This window comes from Mesorhizobium sp. WSM4840, assembly GCF_055811755.1.
Genome location: NZ_JBVVQD010000002.1, coordinates 360,825 through 376,841, shown reverse-complemented (window position 1 = coordinate 376,841; position 16,017 = coordinate 360,825). Strand labels below are relative to the sequence as shown.

Annotated in this window: 12 protein-coding genes and 1 pseudogene; 5 read left to right on the top strand and 8 right to left on the bottom strand. The window is 61.1% G+C overall.

Features of this window, described 5'->3' with window-relative positions; all coding sequences use genetic code 11:
* The gene (locus tag AC0L3I_RS05210; protein ID WP_473484232.1) at window positions 1-2,991 is read left to right on the top strand and encodes a nitrate reductase; all 2,991 of its coding nucleotides are present in this window, start codon (window positions 1-3) and stop codon (window positions 2,989-2,991) included.
* A gap of 169 nt (window positions 2,992-3,160) precedes the next feature.
* On the top strand, window positions 3,161-3,646 hold the full coding sequence (locus tag AC0L3I_RS05205) for a hypothetical protein (RefSeq protein WP_473484229.1): 486 nt from the start codon (window positions 3,161-3,163) through the stop codon (window positions 3,644-3,646).
* A gap of 29 nt (window positions 3,647-3,675) precedes the next feature.
* On the opposite strand, the gene AC0L3I_RS05200 is transcribed toward AC0L3I_RS05205, so the two are convergent.
* A complete protein-coding gene (locus AC0L3I_RS05200) occupies window positions 3,676-4,707 on the bottom strand; it encodes a hydroxyacid dehydrogenase (protein WP_473484226.1) in 1,032 nt (343 codons plus the stop codon).
* Between the two features lie 269 nt (window positions 4,708-4,976).
* Between AC0L3I_RS05200 and AC0L3I_RS05195 the strand changes: the two genes are divergently transcribed.
* Entirely contained in the window at window positions 4,977-6,413 is a 1,437-nt protein-coding gene (locus AC0L3I_RS05195; protein WP_473484544.1) for an aldehyde dehydrogenase family protein, read from the top strand.
* Between the two features lie 131 nt (window positions 6,414-6,544).
* On the opposite strand, the gene AC0L3I_RS05190 is transcribed toward AC0L3I_RS05195, so the two are convergent.
* The 3 genes from AC0L3I_RS05190 to AC0L3I_RS05180 form a co-directional block, all read right to left on the bottom strand.
* Window positions 6,545-7,888 carry a glucoamylase family protein gene (locus AC0L3I_RS05190; RefSeq protein ID WP_473484223.1) on the bottom strand — a complete coding sequence of 448 codons (1,344 nt, stop codon included), beginning with the start codon at window positions 7,886-7,888 and terminating at the stop codon, window positions 6,545-6,547.
* A gap of 51 nt (window positions 7,889-7,939) precedes the next feature.
* Window positions 7,940-8,692: an SDR family NAD(P)-dependent oxidoreductase gene (locus AC0L3I_RS05185; RefSeq protein WP_473484220.1), complete on the bottom strand. Its 753-nt coding sequence runs from the start codon at window positions 8,690-8,692 to the stop codon at window positions 7,940-7,942.
* A 203-nt stretch (window positions 8,693-8,895) separates the two neighbouring features.
* Window positions 8,896-9,825 carry a TIR domain-containing protein gene (locus AC0L3I_RS05180; protein ID WP_473484217.1) on the bottom strand — a complete coding sequence of 310 codons (930 nt, stop codon included), beginning with the start codon at window positions 9,823-9,825 and terminating at the stop codon, window positions 8,896-8,898.
* A gap of 458 nt (window positions 9,826-10,283) precedes the next feature.
* On the opposite strand from AC0L3I_RS05180, the gene AC0L3I_RS05175 reads away from it, so the two are divergent.
* Window positions 10,284-11,546: an O-antigen ligase family protein gene (locus AC0L3I_RS05175; RefSeq protein ID WP_473526184.1), complete on the top strand. Its 1,263-nt coding sequence runs from the start codon at window positions 10,284-10,286 to the stop codon at window positions 11,544-11,546.
* Between the two features lie 81 nt (window positions 11,547-11,627).
* Here AC0L3I_RS05175 and AC0L3I_RS05170 read toward each other — a convergent pair.
* The 4 genes and pseudogenes from AC0L3I_RS05170 to AC0L3I_RS05155 all read right to left on the bottom strand — a co-directional run.
* Window positions 11,628-11,736, bottom strand: a pseudogene (locus AC0L3I_RS05170) (acyltransferase); the annotation flags it as partial.
* Between the two features lie 131 nt (window positions 11,737-11,867).
* Window positions 11,868-12,656: a class I SAM-dependent methyltransferase gene (locus AC0L3I_RS05165; RefSeq protein ID WP_258120744.1), complete on the bottom strand. Its 789-nt coding sequence runs from the start codon at window positions 12,654-12,656 to the stop codon at window positions 11,868-11,870.
* A 180-nt stretch (window positions 12,657-12,836) separates the two neighbouring features.
* A complete protein-coding gene (locus AC0L3I_RS05160; protein ID WP_473484543.1) occupies window positions 12,837-14,063 on the bottom strand; it encodes a polysaccharide biosynthesis/export family protein in 1,227 nt (408 codons plus the stop codon).
* Between the two features lie 153 nt (window positions 14,064-14,216).
* Window positions 14,217-14,891: a sugar transferase gene (locus tag AC0L3I_RS05155; RefSeq protein WP_095493866.1), complete on the bottom strand. Its 675-nt coding sequence runs from the start codon at window positions 14,889-14,891 to the stop codon at window positions 14,217-14,219.
* A gap of 532 nt (window positions 14,892-15,423) precedes the next feature.
* Between AC0L3I_RS05155 and AC0L3I_RS05150 the strand changes: the two genes are divergently transcribed.
* Window positions 15,424-15,765 carry an exopolysaccharide production repressor exox gene (locus tag AC0L3I_RS05150; RefSeq protein WP_473526183.1) on the top strand — a complete coding sequence of 114 codons (342 nt, stop codon included), beginning with the start codon at window positions 15,424-15,426 and terminating at the stop codon, window positions 15,763-15,765.
* Window positions 15,766-16,017 lie beyond the last annotated feature (252 nt).

The following is a 16,017-nucleotide window of genomic DNA, read 5'->3' as shown; positions in this document are numbered from 1 at the left end:
ATGAAGATCGACGAAGCGCGCGAGGTGAGGACCACCTGCCCTTATTGCGGGGTGGGTTGCGGCGTGCTGGCGAAGGTCGCCGCGAACGGTGAGGTAACCGTTCGCGGCGACCCTGACCATCCGGCGAATTTCGGCCGGCTCTGTTCCAAGGGCTCGGCGCTGGCCGAGACGATCGACCTCGACGGACGGCTGCTCCATCCGGAGATCCACGGTCGCCGCACCGACTGGGACGAAGCGCTCGACCTCGTCGCCTCGACCTTTTCGCGGAGCATCGCCGAGCACGGTCCCGATTCGGTCGCCTTCTACGTCTCCGGCCAGTTGCTGACCGAAGACTATTACGTCGCCAACAAGCTGATGAAGGGGTTTATCGGCTCGGCCAATATCGACACCAATTCGCGCCTGTGCATGGCCTCGTCGGTTGCCGGCCACCGTCGCGCCTTCGGCTCCGATACGGTACCGGGCAGTTACGAGGATCTGGAGTTCGCCGACCTCATCGTGCTGGTAGGCTCCAATCTCGCCTGGTGCCACCCGGTGCTTTACCAGCGCATCGCTGCTGCCCGGGAAAAGCGGCCGGAGATGAAGGTGGTGCTGATCGACCCGCGCCGCACCATGACTGCAGATATCGCCGACATGCATCTGGCGATCGCGCCGGATGGCGACGTCGCGCTGTTCACAGGGCTGCTCGCCTATCTCGGCCAGCACAACGCGCTGGACCGCACCTATATCACGGCGCACACGACCGGCTTCGGGCAAGCCCTTTTTGCCGCCTCCGCGCTCGACCTTGCCGGCGTTGCCGCAGCCACGGGCCTCGGCGAGGACGAGCTTCTCAGCTTCTATAGCCTGTTCGCCGCGACGGCGAAGACGGTGACCGTCTACAGCCAGGGGGTGAACCAGTCGTCCTCGGGCACCGACAAGGTCAACGCCATCATCAACTGTCATCTTGCGACCGGCCGCATCGGCAAGCCCGGCGCCGGGCCGTTTTCGGTGACCGGCCAGCCCAACGCCATGGGCGGCCGCGAGGTCGGCGGCCTGGCCAACATGCTGGCCGCCCATATGGAGATCGAAAACCCCGAGCACCGCGACCGCGTGCAGCGTTTCTGGAGTGCGCCGACCGTCGCCGAAAAGCCCGGCCTAAAGGCGGTCGAAATGTTCCAGGCGGTGGCCGACGGGCGCGTCAAGGCGCTGTGGATCATGGCGACCAACCCGGTCGATTCGATGCCGGATGCCGATGCCGTCGAGGCGGCGATCAAGGCCTGCCCGTTTGTCGTGGTGTCGGACGTGCTGGCCAAGACCGACACGGTCCGCCACGCCCATGTCCGCCTGCCCGCCGCCGCATGGGGTGAAAAGGACGGCACCGTCACCAATTCGGAGCGCCTCATCTCGCGCCAGCGCACCTTTTTGGCCACGCCCGGCGAGGCAAGAGCCGACTGGTGGATTATCGCCGAAGTGGCCAAGCGGATGGGTTTTGGCGAAGCGTTTTCGCATGCGTCGCCGGCCGATGTCTTCGCCGAACACGCAGCGCTGTCGGCATTCGAGAATGACGGCGCGCGCGATTTTGACATCGGCGCGTACGCAGGGGCCGATGGAGAAGACTACGACGCGCTGGTGCCTTTCCAGTGGCCAGCGCCGGCCTCACCCTCCCCCTTGAGGGGAGGGTCGGCGCGCGCGTTGAGCGAAGCGAGACAAGCGAGCCGGGGTGGGGTCGGTGGTGAAGTCTCGACCTCTCCGGGCCGCCTCAACGAGGTGGAGGCCGTCGCGGACGACCCCCTCTGGCCTGCCGGCCATCTCCCCCGCAAGGGGGGAGATCGGCTATCACCACGGCCTTCGCCAATCTCCAATACTGCAAGGGGAGAGCAGGCGCCCAAGCTGCTAATCTCCCCCCTTGCGGGGGAGATGGCCGGCAGGCCAGAGGGGGGTGCTCAGGCTGAAAGTGAGAAAGACTTGGGCGTTCAGGCAAGACGTGCCTCACCCAGCACCCGCTTTTTCGCCAACGGCAGCTTCTACACACCCGATGGCAAAGCGCGCTTCATCCCGATCCGTCCAGTTCCGCAAACCCGCACGAACGAAAAATTCCCGCTGATCCTCAACACCGGGCGGGTTCGCGATCACTGGCACACGATGACGCGGACCGGCAAAAGCCAGCGCCTGTCCCAGCACATGGCCGAGCCCTTCGTCGAAATCCACCCGGCGGATGCACTGCACTTCGGCATCGGCGACGCCGACATCGTGCGCGTCTCGACTGTGCACGGCGAGGTGCTGGTTCGCGCGCTGGTGACAGCGCGGCAGCGCCCGGGATCGGTCTTCGTGCCGATGCACTGGACGGACCAGTTCTCCGCGCGCGCCCGCGTCGATGCGCTGGTGGCGCCCATAACCGATGCGATTTCAGGCCAGCCGGCCTCGAAGAACGTTGCCACCCGCGTAGAGCGCTTCGCTGCTGTCGCCTTTGGCTTCGCGGTGCTTGGCGAACGGCCGGCCGCGATCGACGCCGACTATTGGAGTCTCGCCCGCTGCGCCGCTGGCTGGCGCCTCGAATTTGCGTTGAAGGCAGGCCGGGACTGGCCGGTTTTCGCGACTTCGCTTCTCGAGGCGGACGTGCAAGGTGAGACGCTCGCCTATCATGATGTCGCCGGCGGGCACTATCGCTTCGCCCGCTTCGCCGGCAGCCGGCTGGCTGGTGCGCTCTATCTTGCGCCTAAGCCTGTCGCGGTGTCGCGCAGCTGGGCGGTGGAGCAGTTGAGTGCAGATCACGCCGATCGGCGCGGGCGGCTGGCGATCGTGGCTGGGCGGCCCGGCGGCAATCGCGTCGACCGTGGTGCCATCGTCTGCTCCTGTTTCGGGGTTGGCGCCAATCAGATCGCCGAAGCGGTGCGCGGCGGCTGCACCAGCGTCGAAGCGATCGGCGCCACCTTGCATGCCGGCACCAATTGCGGCTCCTGCCGCGCCGAGATCAGGACCATCATCGACGCGCGAAATCTTCAAGCGGCAGAGTGAATGCTCGACTGCTGTTGAATTTCCTGTGGCCGGAACGGTTCTGCCGTAAAGGCCGTCCCACAAAGCTGTCACCGCGCTGCTTTGCCGCTTACCAGCCATTTACAACCGTGGTCTACCAACGTCCTTGTTCGATTCGCCAAGCACGTTGAACGGTGGGACAAGGAACAGCATGAGCAAAGCCCTCACTTCATTCGCATTGGTCGCCATTTTGACGGCTCTGCTGATGGCTCTCAGCCTGGCAGTGGCCAGGCATGGCTATCCCTATGGTGCGATCGGCGCAAAACGCCTGGACGACGTCGCCGATGCCGGGACGTTCATCCCGCTTGCTTCAGTGTATTTCTTCAGCGCGCTGCTGATGATGATCCTGCCGATTCGGGCCGCCGGCGTCGTCCTGACGAACGCAGCAGATGCGATCTTCTGGACAGTCATCGTGTTGTTCGCGGCTATCATTGGCGGCCTCGCCGCCAGATGGGCTTTCGATCGAAGCAATATCTTGCCGGCACTGCTGAATTGGCGCTTCCTGTTTGTCGCCGCCGTAGTCGGATGCCATCTCTTCATGAACGAGTTGCGCCGCAATATCCTGCTGAGAAGCCTGTTCTTTGTCGTCTTCACCGCTGCGACTCTGGCCTGCCTGTTGTGGTCGTTCACCATCTGAGAACCCGCGCAGGCGCTGGCTTTGACGGCTTAATTCTTGTCGACAGGCTTCGAACGCATGCGCGAAACGGTTTCGCGTTCCGCCCGCTTCGAACGCATAGGCGGCAGGCCGCGATCGATGAGGTCCATGTCTTCCAGCACCATGTCGCCCATGCGCCTGAAGGCGATGTCGAGCGCGCCGGCCCGGTGGGCGGAGCGCAGGAAGCCAGTCAGCGAGCGCACGGGATGATCCTGCGCCAGCGGCTCTTCCGGAAACACGTCGCTGGCGGCGACGATGTGACCACTGCGAACGGCGTCCATCAGCGCCGGAAATTCGACCACTCCTGCGCGGCTGAGCAGGATGAACGCGGATCCTTTGCGCATCCTGGCAAAGGCCTCAGTGCCGAGAAAACCCTGGTTTTCGCTGGTCACCGAAGCGACGACGAAGACGAAATCGCTGGCGGACAAAACCGTGTCGAGCGAAGCGGGCTCGACGCCGTTCTCGATAAGGATCGACGGCGGCAGCCACGGATCGAAAACCTTTGTCCGCGTGCGAAAGCCTGACAGCAGCCGGTTGAGCGCGCGGCCGAGATCGCCGAAGCCGATGATGCCGACGTCCGCACCGGAGAGAAGCCGTGCCGTCTGGTTGCCGTCGCGGCCCCACAGCTCCTTGCCTTGACGAAACGCGAGATCGGCGTCGACGATGTCGCGGGCGAGGTTGAGCGCCATGGCAAGGCCGAGTTCGGCCACCGGCTCGGCGAAGACCAGGCCTGTGGTGACGACATGGATGCCGCGCGTAAACAGCGTCTCATACGGCATGTTGTTGATGAGGTTGCTCTCGACGTTGAAGACGCAGCGCAGCGTTTGCATCTTGTCGAGCGTCTCCGGCGCGATCGGCGGCTGGCCGACAATGTAGCGCGCCTCGGCGAGCAAATCGGCCGGCAGAGCCGCGACGCCTTCGGGCGACGTCTCGACGATACGGTATCTGGCGCGGAATCTCGCCAGTGCCTCGGGCGTGAAAATCAGGTCGAGCGTGCGTGGCTCGGGCGCGCTGATCACCAGCGGCAACGCGCTGTCGGACATGGCAGTTTCCTCCTGGTGCGATCCGCGTCGCACCATACTAGAATCATGGTTTACCACCTCGACACCTAAGCAGGCTTGCCGGGCTTCGCCTGCATAGGTTTTTTTGTTTTGTCGCAGGTTTCTATCGGAAAACCGTAGGACACTTTTTCGAAACCTGCTTAGCACATGCCTGTCGAGGAGGAGAACTTTGCCGCCGGCGGCCTTGCGGTATGGCGGCCGGTGGTCCAGATAGACGCCAATCGAAGGACGACAAGGAAGACAGCGACATGATCCCGTTTCGAAAGAACCTCATCGATGGCGAGTGGGTGGGCGATGCCGGCTCCCGCAACATCAACCCGTCCAATCTCGACGACGTGGTCGGCGAATATGCGTCGGGGGGCGCCGAGCAGGCCCGGCAGGCCATCGCGGCGGCGAAAGCGGCATTTCCGTCATGGTCCCGATCGGGCCTGCTGGCACGCCATGCGGTGCTGAGGAAGGCGTCGGACGAGATCACAGCGCGGAAAGATGAAATCGGCCGGGCGTTGGCGCGCGAGGAAGGCAAGACGCTGGTCGAGGGCATCGGCGAGACCGTGCGGGCCGCCCAGATCTTCGATTTCTTCGCTGGTGAGACGCTGCGCCTGTCTGGCGAGCTGGTTCCGAGTGTGCGGCCCGGCGTCGGTGTCGAGATCACGCGGGAGGCGGTCGGCGTCGTCGGCATCATAACGCCGTGGAATTTCCCGATCGCCATCCCGGCGTGGAAAATCGCTCCTGCCCTGGCCTATGGCAACACCATTGTCTTCAAGCCGGCCGAGCTGGTTCCGGAGAGCGCCTGGACCATTGTCGACATATTGCACCGCGCCGGCCTGCCGAAGGGTGTGCTCAATCTCGTGATGGGCAAGGGTTCGGTGGTCGGCCAGGCCATGCTCGACAGCCCTGACCTCAATGCCATCACCTTCACCGGCTCGGTCGGCACCGGCAAGCGCGTCGCTGCTGCCAGCGTCGAGCACATGCGCAAGTTCCAGCTCGAAATGGGTGGCAAGAACCCGCTAGTTGTGCTCGACGATGCAGATCTTGCCGTCGCCGTCGACTGCGCGATCAACGGCGCATACTTCTCTACCGGCCAGCGCTGCACGGCATCGTCCCGCCTGGTGGTGACGGACGGCATCCATGACCGTTTCGTCGACGCGATGAAGGATCGCCTGGGCAAGCTGGTCGTCGGCGACGCGCTCGATACCAAAACCCAGATCGGACCCGTGGTCGACCAGAGCCAGCTGAAGCAGGACGAAGACTATATCGCCATCGGCCGCCAGGAGGGCGCCGATCTCGCTTTCGGCGGCGAGCGGCTCGATCGCGAAACCCGCGGCTTCTACCTGCAGCCGGCGCTGTTTACGCAAGCCACCAACGCCATGCGCATCTCACGCGAGGAGATCTTCGGCCCGGTCGCCAACGTGATCCGCGTCAAGGACTATGACGAGGCGCTGGCGGTGGCCAACGACACGCCGTTCGGGCTGACGTCGGGCATCTGCACGTCGAGCCTCAAGCACGCCACGCATTTCAAGCGCAACTCGGAGGCCGGCATGGTGATGGTCAATCTGCCGACGGCGGGCGTCGACTTCCATGTGCCTTTCGGCGGACGCAAGGGATCGAGCTACGGCCCGCGCGAGCAAGGCCGCTACGCGGCGGAATTCTACACCACGGTGAAGACCGCTTATACGTTCGCCGGCTAATCAAATCGGTGACTTGCCAAGCGAGACGAACATGCGAGCCGGCCGATGACGCCCCTCCTAGCAAGCGCGAGTTGCTGGGAAGGGCGAACATCTTCGTGCCCGACACGACAGCGACAGCTGGGCAGTAGCCGTCATTCAGCACGGGTCCTTGGGAGGAGGCTCGCCGGCTGCGACAGCCAGCCGCCGCTGAACCCAGCCTTGCACAGGCCGCGACGGATATGCGGGCTCAACCGCATCAGGTCCCAGATTAGGCGCGAGCGGTGATTTTCGATCATCAGCACGACAATGCCCTGGTCCAGTCCGTAATGCGCATCCGATATCCAGCCACTCGGCCCGAACTTCCGCCGGTTCGCCAGCGTCGGGTTGAAGCCGCTCGGCATCCTGAAACTGTCGATCACCTCAGGGTGGCGTTCTCTGAGGTGGCGCAGCGCCGGCAGGCAGATTTCCGGCGCGAAGGGCAGCGATGCGAGATACGACCACGGCGCTATCGTTCCGTCGTCGGGGCCGAACGGTGCGCCGCGCGCCGCGTAGCCGGAAAATTTGCGCGGTCGCCGCTCGATCTGCGCGCGGAAGTTGCCGGGTCCGTCACCCGCCGAAAGGCCCCAAAGTCCTTCGCCGTAGCCGTCGTAGCCAGAGGGGTTGTGCCGCGCATAGTCCCGGTGAAGGTAGGTCGCGCGGCGGCTGTTTTCGAAATAGTCCGAGTTCTTCTCCCGCATGAACGCATCCCGGATGCCGTCGAAGTCAATCCAGGCATGCGAGAACTGGTGCATGAACAGCGGGCCGCCATAGAGCACGTCGTAGCCGTAGATGTTTTCCCACTGATATGTCGCCGTCCAGCCGGCATAGCTGTCGTCCGAGGCTGGCTTGTCCGGGGCGGCCATTGCCAGAACGTAGAGCATCGTCGCTTCGTTGTAGCCTTCCCAGCCATAACGCAGAAAGCCGCTCTTCGGCCTCCAGCCCTGCCGCAAGGTCGAGTTGCTGCCTTGCGCCCATCGCCAGTCGACGCGCCGGTAGAGCACTTCCGCCAGCTCGCGGATTTCGGTTTCTTCGTCATTGTCGCCTGTGAAATAGGCGCCAGCCACGAGCACGCCGGCCATCAAAAGCGCAGTGTCCACCATCGACAATTCGCATCGCCAGGCGCGCAGGCCGGTCTGCATGTCGAGGAAATGGTAATAGAAGCCTTTGTGCCCGGTGACGTTGTCGCCATTGCCTTGCCGGCTGTTCCAGAAGAAGCGCAGTGCGGCAAGCGTCAGCTTCGCGGCTGTGTCTCGCGTCATCCAGCCGCGCTCGACCCCGACCGGATAGCAGGACAGGGCGAAGCCGACGACCGCGATGCTTGCCGGCCAATTTGGCCGCGAGGTGTCGGCGACCAGCCCGTTCTCGGGATTCACGGTTTCCAGAAAATAGCCGAAGGCCGCGCACTGGAAGCGGTCGAGCAGATCTTCGTCGGACAGTGGAGGTTCGACCCTAAGCAAACGACGTAAACTCCAGTCCGGCGGCCCTGGTGGTAGATCGCCCGATTTGCTTCAATAGGTGGCCCGGCCGCCGGAAATGTCGAAAACGGCGGCCGTCGTGAAGGAACATTCCTCGGAAGCGATCCACGAGATCAGCGCCGCCACCTCCTCGACCTCGCCGAACCGCGCCATCGGTATCTTCGACAGCATGAAATCGATGTGCTGCTGGCTCATCTGCTGGAAGATCGCGGTGCGCACGGCCGCCGGCGTGACACAGTTCACCGTCACCTTGGTCTTGGCCAGTTCCTTGCCCAGCGACTTGGTCAGGCCGATCACCGCCGCCTTGGAGGTGCTGTAGGCAGAGGCATTCGGGTTTCCCTCCTTGCCGGCGATCGAAGCGATGTTGACGATCCTGCCGTAATTGCGCTTGAGCATGTGCGGAACCAGTGCCTTGTTGCAGTAGAAGGCGCCATTGATGTTGATGTCGATGACCCGGCGCCAATCCTCCACCGAATAGTCCCAGGTCGTCGTGTTCGGTCCGGTGATGGCCGCACTGGTGACCAGGATATCGACCGCGCCAAGGGTATCGAATGTCTGCTGAGCGGCCTGTTCGACCGCTAAGGGATCGGCGACGTCGACTGTCACGCTGTGCAGGTTGGCAATGACAGCCTTCGCCTGCTCGATTTGGGCGGGGTCACGATCCCAGACGCAAACGCGCCCGCCCTCCCCAGCGATTCTTTGCGCGACGGCCAGGCCAATTCCCGACGCGCCACCGGTGATCACGGCCGACCGCCCGGCAAACCGTCCCGCAAAACTCATCGTCATGTGCTCGTCCTCCCAATCGGCGGCGAATGTGAAGTCAACGACAGAGAAGTTCAAGCCGGAGTCTGGAGCCTCCGAACAGCTTCGTGGTGGGCCAGTAGCAGGCGGTTGAGAAGCCCCTCCTGGCTGTTACCTCTCCATATGATACTGGGGCTGCGGTCGCGGCGAGACGGCAGGGCCGTCCGAGCGACTCCCATGGGCGCAGTTCAGACGTTCTTGATCGACTTCCAATGGCTCAGCCGCTCTGCGATCAACTCCACGCGCCGCTGATTGTCGCGTCCGTCCAGGATGCTTAAGTCCTCCGGATCGGCGCGCAGGTAGACCCCGGACGTGCGCGCATTCACCTCGGGGTTCGTGTCCGCGCGCGTCGTGAAATACCCGGATGCGCGATCGGCGGACTCCAGCCGGATCTCTCCCGTCCCGTACAACTGCGACGCGTTCGCATCCAAGGGCCGTTCTCCATTCCAAAAGTAGAAGATGCCGGGAGGCTCCTTTCTCTCCTTTACCGCCTCGCTCCAGTATCTGGCTGACAGACTACCATTCTCTTGCCATGAGCGGCCGGCCAACTCCAGCGCACCATCGCGGCCTCGCGAGATACGCAAGAGGCTCACGGCGGACGGCTCCCTGGCGGAGCGCTCCGTCAGGGAAAACTGCCACCAGAAGCCCTCTATGCGGGCGACGCGACTTTCGTTCTCGATCGCATTCCGAAGCTTTTGGTTGATCGCCCTCATCTCCGCGCCGGTCGTCGCCTCGCCATACCTTACGGAGGTGAGGCCGAGGAGATCGCTTGGAAGCTTGGAGCCGTTGGCATGGAGGATGAACGTCCGGCGCATTCCAAGGACTCCGCCGAAAAGCCCGGCCTCGAAAACCACATTGTCTCGTGGAGAAGCTTGAGCGGATGCCGCCGCAGACGATGCCGGCTGGCTCACACTGGTCCAATCGTCCTGAGCGAACACGAAAGCGGCGAAGTCGACTTCACGCGTAAGCTCGAGGAGGCGCCCCAGGGTGGTTGTCCCCGGATTGAAGGACGTCGTCCAAGGTTCCACATGCGCGATGTCTTCAAGACCGCGTGTCAGCGCCTGCAGCAGTTTTTTCTGCTTCCCCGAAGAGCCCAGGAAGATTCGAGGTTTGTCCATCCGTTTGCTCCAACCCAGCAGATCGGGGACGACCAGCGCCTGCCAATTGTTCGTGTGGCCATCGTCTGGTTGTCCCGGAGATAGCGTACGCGGAGGGCCTCATTCATTGCAACGGATGCAACGAATGCCGGCTGCTATTTTTCGGTCCGGTGCTGAAAGAACTGCAAAAACAGTTCCGCGCGGTGGTGATGCCGAGCCTCTCATAAATGCGGCGGCGATGGTTTTTGACGGCGCCGACAGCGATGCCCAGCCGTGCGCCGGGATGCTCGGGTTCTTGCCGCACGGCCTGTCGTGGCCTTTTACCGCCGTCCCGGGGGCGCCTTATGGCTGTTTTTGCCTCATTTGGGTGACAGGCTGCGGGGGATGGGTTATATTGCACTGCACAATGGAAGCGTTCGCGCATGGTGGCGCGGCGGCGAATCGGCATTGAACTGCATGGACGGGAATTCGCTACCGAGATGAAGATTCCAAAATCTCTGTTGGTCGACCCGGAGAAGAGCACGGTCTACGGCACATTTGGTGTTGCCATCTCCGTTTGGGCGTTCTCCTACTCTTCCGTTTTCGGCCAGATCCTGATCCTGGCCTACTATGCGGTCTGGCTTCCGCTGATCCTGGTCGACTACCGGCGGCTGTTGCGACATGCCTCCACCGCGTGGCTCCCGCTGGCGTTTGCATTCTACGTCTGCCTCTCGGTGTTCTGGTCGGATGCCCCCGGCATCACGTTGAGGACGGCAATCCAGTATTGCTCCCATATCGCCTGCGCCTACATTGCAGCACGCACCGTCAGCGTCCGAACGTTGACGATAGGCTCACTGATTGGGATTTTTGTCGTTCTGCTCTATTCGCTGAAGGTCGGGGGTTATTCCTATGATATGCTCGACGGGACGTACAATTTCGTCGGCGCATTCAGCTCCAAAAACCAGATCGGCTTTGTCGCATCGCTCGGCATCTATTTTTGCATTGTCTTCCTGGTCTTCCTCAGACGCGGCCGGACAAGCCTTTTCCTGACGGCGCCGGTCCTCGTCCTGTCGGCCTATCTGCTGGTCATGGCGCATTCCGCCACCTCGACGGCTTCGATACCGGCAGCTCTCGCTCTGGTGGCTCTGCTTACCATGGCCAAGAAGCTTTCGCTCCGCTACCGACGGGTGATTTTCCTAGTCGGCGCATTCGGGCTGGTCGTGGTCACCGTGATTGCCTTTGCGGGACTTCTGGATTTCATCCTTGGCGCCTTCGGAAAGGATTCCACGCTCACCGGACGGACCTATCTCTGGGAGCAGGGCTGGGATGCGGCGCAGCAAGCACCGATCCTCGGCGTCGGCTACGCGGCTTATTGGGTGCAGGGTTTCGCCGAGGCCGAGCGGCTTTGGAACGAATTCTACATCACGACCCGAAGCGGCTTCCACTTCCACAACACCTATATCGAAGCCCTCGTCGAGCTTGGCTATGTCGGGGCGACGCTGATGTCGCTGATTATTGTGCGCACGCTGTGGGGCCATATATCGGCGTTGATATTCAGGACATGGCAAGCCGAGTCCGTGATTCTTGCCGGCGTGATGGTGCTTCTGTTCATCCGATCCTTCGTCGAGATCGATACCTTCAACCCCTATATCATGGGCTCTTTCCTCCTGTACTACAGCTACTTCAAGCTGGTGAGGGTGCCTGTCGCCCGTCCCCGGTGGGCCGCAGCCAACCTCGCGGAACCAGAAACCGCAAGGGGCTAAGCAAAGCGCCAAATATCGTCTTGATGTTCGTTTGCTAAGATTAGTATCAAAATAAATGTAATCCTGGGACGCCACAAATTCGCGAATTATTCGGGCAGGATTTCCCGCAGCCATGCTTCGTGGGGGCGACCACGGACCCAGATCCAATTACGCGATGATCCCCGATTTCGACGCCAGGCAGGATTATTGTATTGAACTTCGGACGAAGACGCCGCCTAACAACGCTCAGGCCAACAATCATCACGCAGGCAGCTTCTGAAGCGGCGGCGAGAGGCACTTGCTCCTTCCACCCTCGCCCCAGTTGGGCTTGCCACCTATTGATCAGGCCCTAAGGGTTAGGAGCGCATACCATGCGAACCGCTTCACGAAGGGAAGCGTCAGAACCACCGAATCGACAGCTTTGCCAACGGTGTAGACGGTTTCCGAGATGCTTCGCGGCATCAGCGCGCTTCCTACGGAGCACAGGCCGAAATAGTCCACCTGGACATTGCTGAAATAGCGGCGGGCCAACGCGAAGTCCGAAATTAACAAAGGATGTTCATCGGCGGTGCGGATAAGGGGTGTCCGCCTTCTGAAGGCATTCAGGAGAGGATTGTGTCCCATCGGCTCGTAGAAGGACGCCACGCCGTTCGGCTTCAAGACACGGACCACATCGGAAAAACACCGGTCCAGGTCCAGGTGATGGATGATCCCGCGTCCATACACCAGGTCGAACTTGTTGTCCTCGAAGGACATGGCTTCCGCATTCATCGCCAGGAATGTAGCGTTCGTGCTTCCAAGCGTGCTCGCCCGTTCGTTCGCCTTGTTTACTGCTACATCCGAAATATCGATCCCCGTCAGAGATCGGCAAAGATCGGGCAGGTGCAGGGAATGCAGGGACCACCCGCCATCGGAGCAACCGTACTCGAGCACGTCTGCGTTCTTCGACAGGCGTTTTATTTGCTCGTCTTGACGTTCAGCGCCGTGACGAATTGTTCGATACCACTTGTCCAGGCTTCCTCTTGGATCCTCCTCCTGACTGAATCTGAGATTGTGAAATTCTCTTTCTCGACTGACGATTTCGTCCCTTTCACTGTGCACGACAAAGTCCTCCTCGGATTTAAGTTGCAACTAAAGCACAACATCTCCTTGCGCTGCAATTACTCCACGTCCCGAGGTTGGCGGTAGGCCGGTTTGTCGGGGCGGCGAGCACAGTGTTGGCGAGTTCAAGGTCGAACTCGTCCGAGTCGAACTCTTCGCCGATCCAGTCGATCTGTTCGGCGTGATCTGATCAGCCGATCGCTCGAAGGCCTATTGGCTAGCCATCGGTACCAGCTTCACCTTGATCACGTCCCCGGGCAGTACGGGCGTGTCTTCGCTGGCGGTGATTGCGCTGGTCTTGCCGTCGACCATCCGAACCAGGCTAAACGTCATTGCCGGCTCTTCGCCGTCGCGATAGCGTTGCAGTGCCGGGTTCCCCGACATGGCTTCGGCCATCAGGCCTGTTTGCATGTTCATCTTGAGCATCGTTGCACTGAGATCGGCTTCTACCTGTTGCCGGTCGGCGGCCAGGTCCGCATTCTGGGTGTTTTCCAGGTCGATGGCATCTTGGGTGGCTTTGCTGATCGCCTGCTTGGCGGTGAGGATGGCCGTGTCGTAATCCAGGATCTGGCCTTCCAGGTCGGCGATCGTCTGTTGCGAACCCAGAACCCGCGTGTTGACGACAAGGCCTTTCTGCGCCAGCGAACCGATGCCGCTGAGCTGTTCTTTTGCCAGGTCGACCTGCCGCTGCTGGTTGACGATCTTTTTCTGCAACGATTCGATCTCGCTCTGCAGCAGCTTCTTCAAGTCGTCGAGCGCCTGAAGGCGCAGTTTGAGCTTCTTTTGGTCGGCTGTCAGGATCGCCATCTCGTCGGCAACGATACTTGCCAGCTTCGGATCGTCGCCCAACTCCTTCGGTACGTCGAATATCGGCTTGTCCGCGATCTCCGCTTCGATGCGGGCGCGCCTGACGATCAGTCGGACCCGTTGGTCTTGGAGAACGTCAAAATCGCCCTTGGCGTTGATCATGTCGCGGTCGTACCGCTGTCCTTCTGGGCTCCGCCGGACACCGCCGGCGATGCTCATCGCCCTCAGCACGGTCAGGTCCGGCACGTAAGGATACTGGCCCGGCGTCTGGACCTCCCCGGAAATGTAGAACGGCCTGTACTGCGCCATTTCGACGGAGGCTTCCGGCCGGTCCGCCAGGGCGAGCTTGCGCTGGAGCGCCTGGCCAATCGCTGCCGCGATCTCGGATGTCGTCTTGCCGGATGCCGGCATCTCGCCGACGAACGGCACGGACAATGTTCCGGCCGGGCCGACTGTGTACTCTCCGTTGACGGCCGTCCAGTCGCGGAACGTGCCTTCAACGGTCTGCCATTCGGCCACGCGGACGGTCAGCTTGTCCTGCGATCCAAGGCGGTACTCATCGGCGGCGGCGAGTTGGGGAATGGTGAGCGCCAGCGCGAGGCAAGTGGTCAAAAGCCGCATCCGCCGCATGCGATTGCTAACAATGCCAGCGCTGGAGATTTCGAAGATGTCTGTTTTCAACTGAACGTTTCCGATCCGCTTAGCCTCGCCCGATGAAACTTGCTGCAGAATGTCTGGCGTCTCGACAGTCACTCATCCACACAGAGACCGGGTCCCGGCCGGTCAGTAGCAGCCCCGCGACATCCAGACGGCAGGCACGGTCTTGATGATAATGCGAATGTCCTCGAATAGCGACCAGTTCTCGACATAGTGGCGATCGAATGCGACGCGGCTGTCATAGGAAACGTCGTTGCGGCCGCTGACCTGCCAGAGCCCGGTCAGGCCGGGGCGCGATTTCAGGTAATAAACAGCCGAACTGCCGTAGATTTCGAGCTCGTCGCGCACGACGGGGCGAGGACCGACAAGGCTCATGTCGCCCTGAAGGATGTTGATGATCTGCGGCAATTCGTCGAGGCTGAGCTTCCTCAGCACGGCCCCGACGCGCGTGACGCGCGGATCGTTCTTGAGCTTGCGGGTCGCTATCCATTCGGCGTTGGCATCCGGGTTGGCGGCAAGATATGCCGCCAGCACCTGTTCGCCATTCTGTACCATAGTCCGAAATTTGAGGCACGGGAAAATCCGTCCTCCCCGACCGATCCGGCTGTGACCGTAGAAAATCGGTCCGCCGTCAGAAAACTTGACAAGCAGCGCGACCATCACAAACAGCGGACTGAGAGCAACCAGGCCAATCAGTGAACCGGCAATATCGAAGCTGCGTTTGAGCAGGCCGCCGATTGGTTGAAAATCGATACCGGCCTGCGAAAATTCCGCGTCGGCCGGCTTGGCTACGTCCCTCATGCGTAAACTCCATACGTTGAACGGATGGTTTGCCGCACGATATCAAAAAAATGCTGCATCGCAACACACAATTTCTTGAGCGCCTGAAATAATCACGTCATGAATTGACTAAATAATAAACCGATCCTGCACAAATTCTGAACTTTATGGCGAGTTTGTGACAAATTATGGGCAATCGTGAAAAATCTAGTGCCTTTTTGGGGTTGATTTTGGGCGAATCGCTCTTTGTGTCGCTTCTTCGAGTGTTTATCGTGCTTCATATTTGTAAATATAGGAAATATTTAAGGTAAAATACTGGTTAATATTGCGGCTCTTACGGGAGTGAGTCCATACCGGGTGATTGGCTGTGATGCCGATGTGTGCATTGCAACATGGCAGACTCGATCCCGCGAACTTATCCAAAATAATTTGCCGTTGGCCTTGCCCGCTATTGCACACCTTAATAGAGTTGCAGTTTGTTTCTGTCAGAGTATGGACAGCGTGGGAAGGCCGGAAGCAACCGGCCAAAAAGCGAGCGGCCTCAACAGCTCGCATGGCGAAGGGAGGCTCGGGGTGGGTCAATCATCGATTTTTGCCCGAGCAGGTTGACGGGCTGTCGGGTATGTCGCTACCAAAATTCATTGTCGGCATGATTTTCGCCCTGGCGATCGTGGCCGCCTGGTCTTATCTCGACGGCGCTTCGCTAGGCACAACGCTGTTTCGCACTATAGCCTGCGCCATTGTCATCCAGCTGGGCTACTTTCTGTTGGTTTTCGTCATGGTTGTCAGAAATCCCCCGACGTCGGCTGATAAGATTCGCGATGCCGAACGAAAGCTGAGTTCGGCCGAAACGGCCGATGGCGAGAAGTTCAGTGCCAGGAGAAGCCTCCACTGACCTGACGACAGGTAGCGTCAATCGGATTCCTAGCGGACTGCTCGCCCGACAACATCCTGGACAACCGGCTTCCGGATTTTCCTTCAGCCTCGGATCCTCTGATTCAGCCCCTAATATTGCCTAAACCCTGTCGATCGACCTGATGATCGCCGATTCGAGTGCGCTGACGGCTCCATCCAGAATGAGCAGGGACGGTGTGCGAAGCGGCCCGTCTATCCGCTGGCATTTCATCGCCCATAGATTTGCGCCGAG

Excerpts from the sequence above, each read along its gene's own strand:
- AC0L3I_RS05205 (WP_473484229.1), top strand. The coding sequence starts at position 3,161 with ATGAGCAAAGCCCTCACTTCATTCGCATTGGTCGCCATTTTGACGGCT.
- AC0L3I_RS05185 (WP_473484220.1), bottom strand. The coding sequence starts at position 8,692 with ATGACGATGAGTTTTGCGGGACGGTTTGCCGGGCGGTCGGCCGTGATC.
- AC0L3I_RS05150 (WP_473526183.1), top strand. The coding sequence starts at position 15,424 with ATGGCGAAGGGAGGCTCGGGGTGGGTCAATCATCGATTTTTGCCCGAG.
- AC0L3I_RS05160 (WP_473484543.1), bottom strand. The coding sequence starts at position 14,063 with ATGCGGCGGATGCGGCTTTTGACCACTTGCCTCGCGCTGGCGCTCACC.
- AC0L3I_RS05180 (WP_473484217.1), bottom strand. The coding sequence starts at position 9,825 with ATGGACAAACCTCGAATCTTCCTGGGCTCTTCGGGGAAGCAGAAAAAA.
- AC0L3I_RS05175 (WP_473526184.1), top strand. The coding sequence starts at position 10,284 with ATGAAGATTCCAAAATCTCTGTTGGTCGACCCGGAGAAGAGCACGGTC.
- AC0L3I_RS05155 (WP_095493866.1), bottom strand. The coding sequence starts at position 14,891 with ATGAGGGACGTAGCCAAGCCGGCCGACGCGGAATTTTCGCAGGCCGGT.
- AC0L3I_RS05210 (WP_473484232.1), top strand. The coding sequence starts at position 1 with ATGAAGATCGACGAAGCGCGCGAGGTGAGGACCACCTGCCCTTATTGC.
- AC0L3I_RS05200 (WP_473484226.1), bottom strand. The coding sequence starts at position 4,707 with ATGTCCGACAGCGCGTTGCCGCTGGTGATCAGCGCGCCCGAGCCACGC.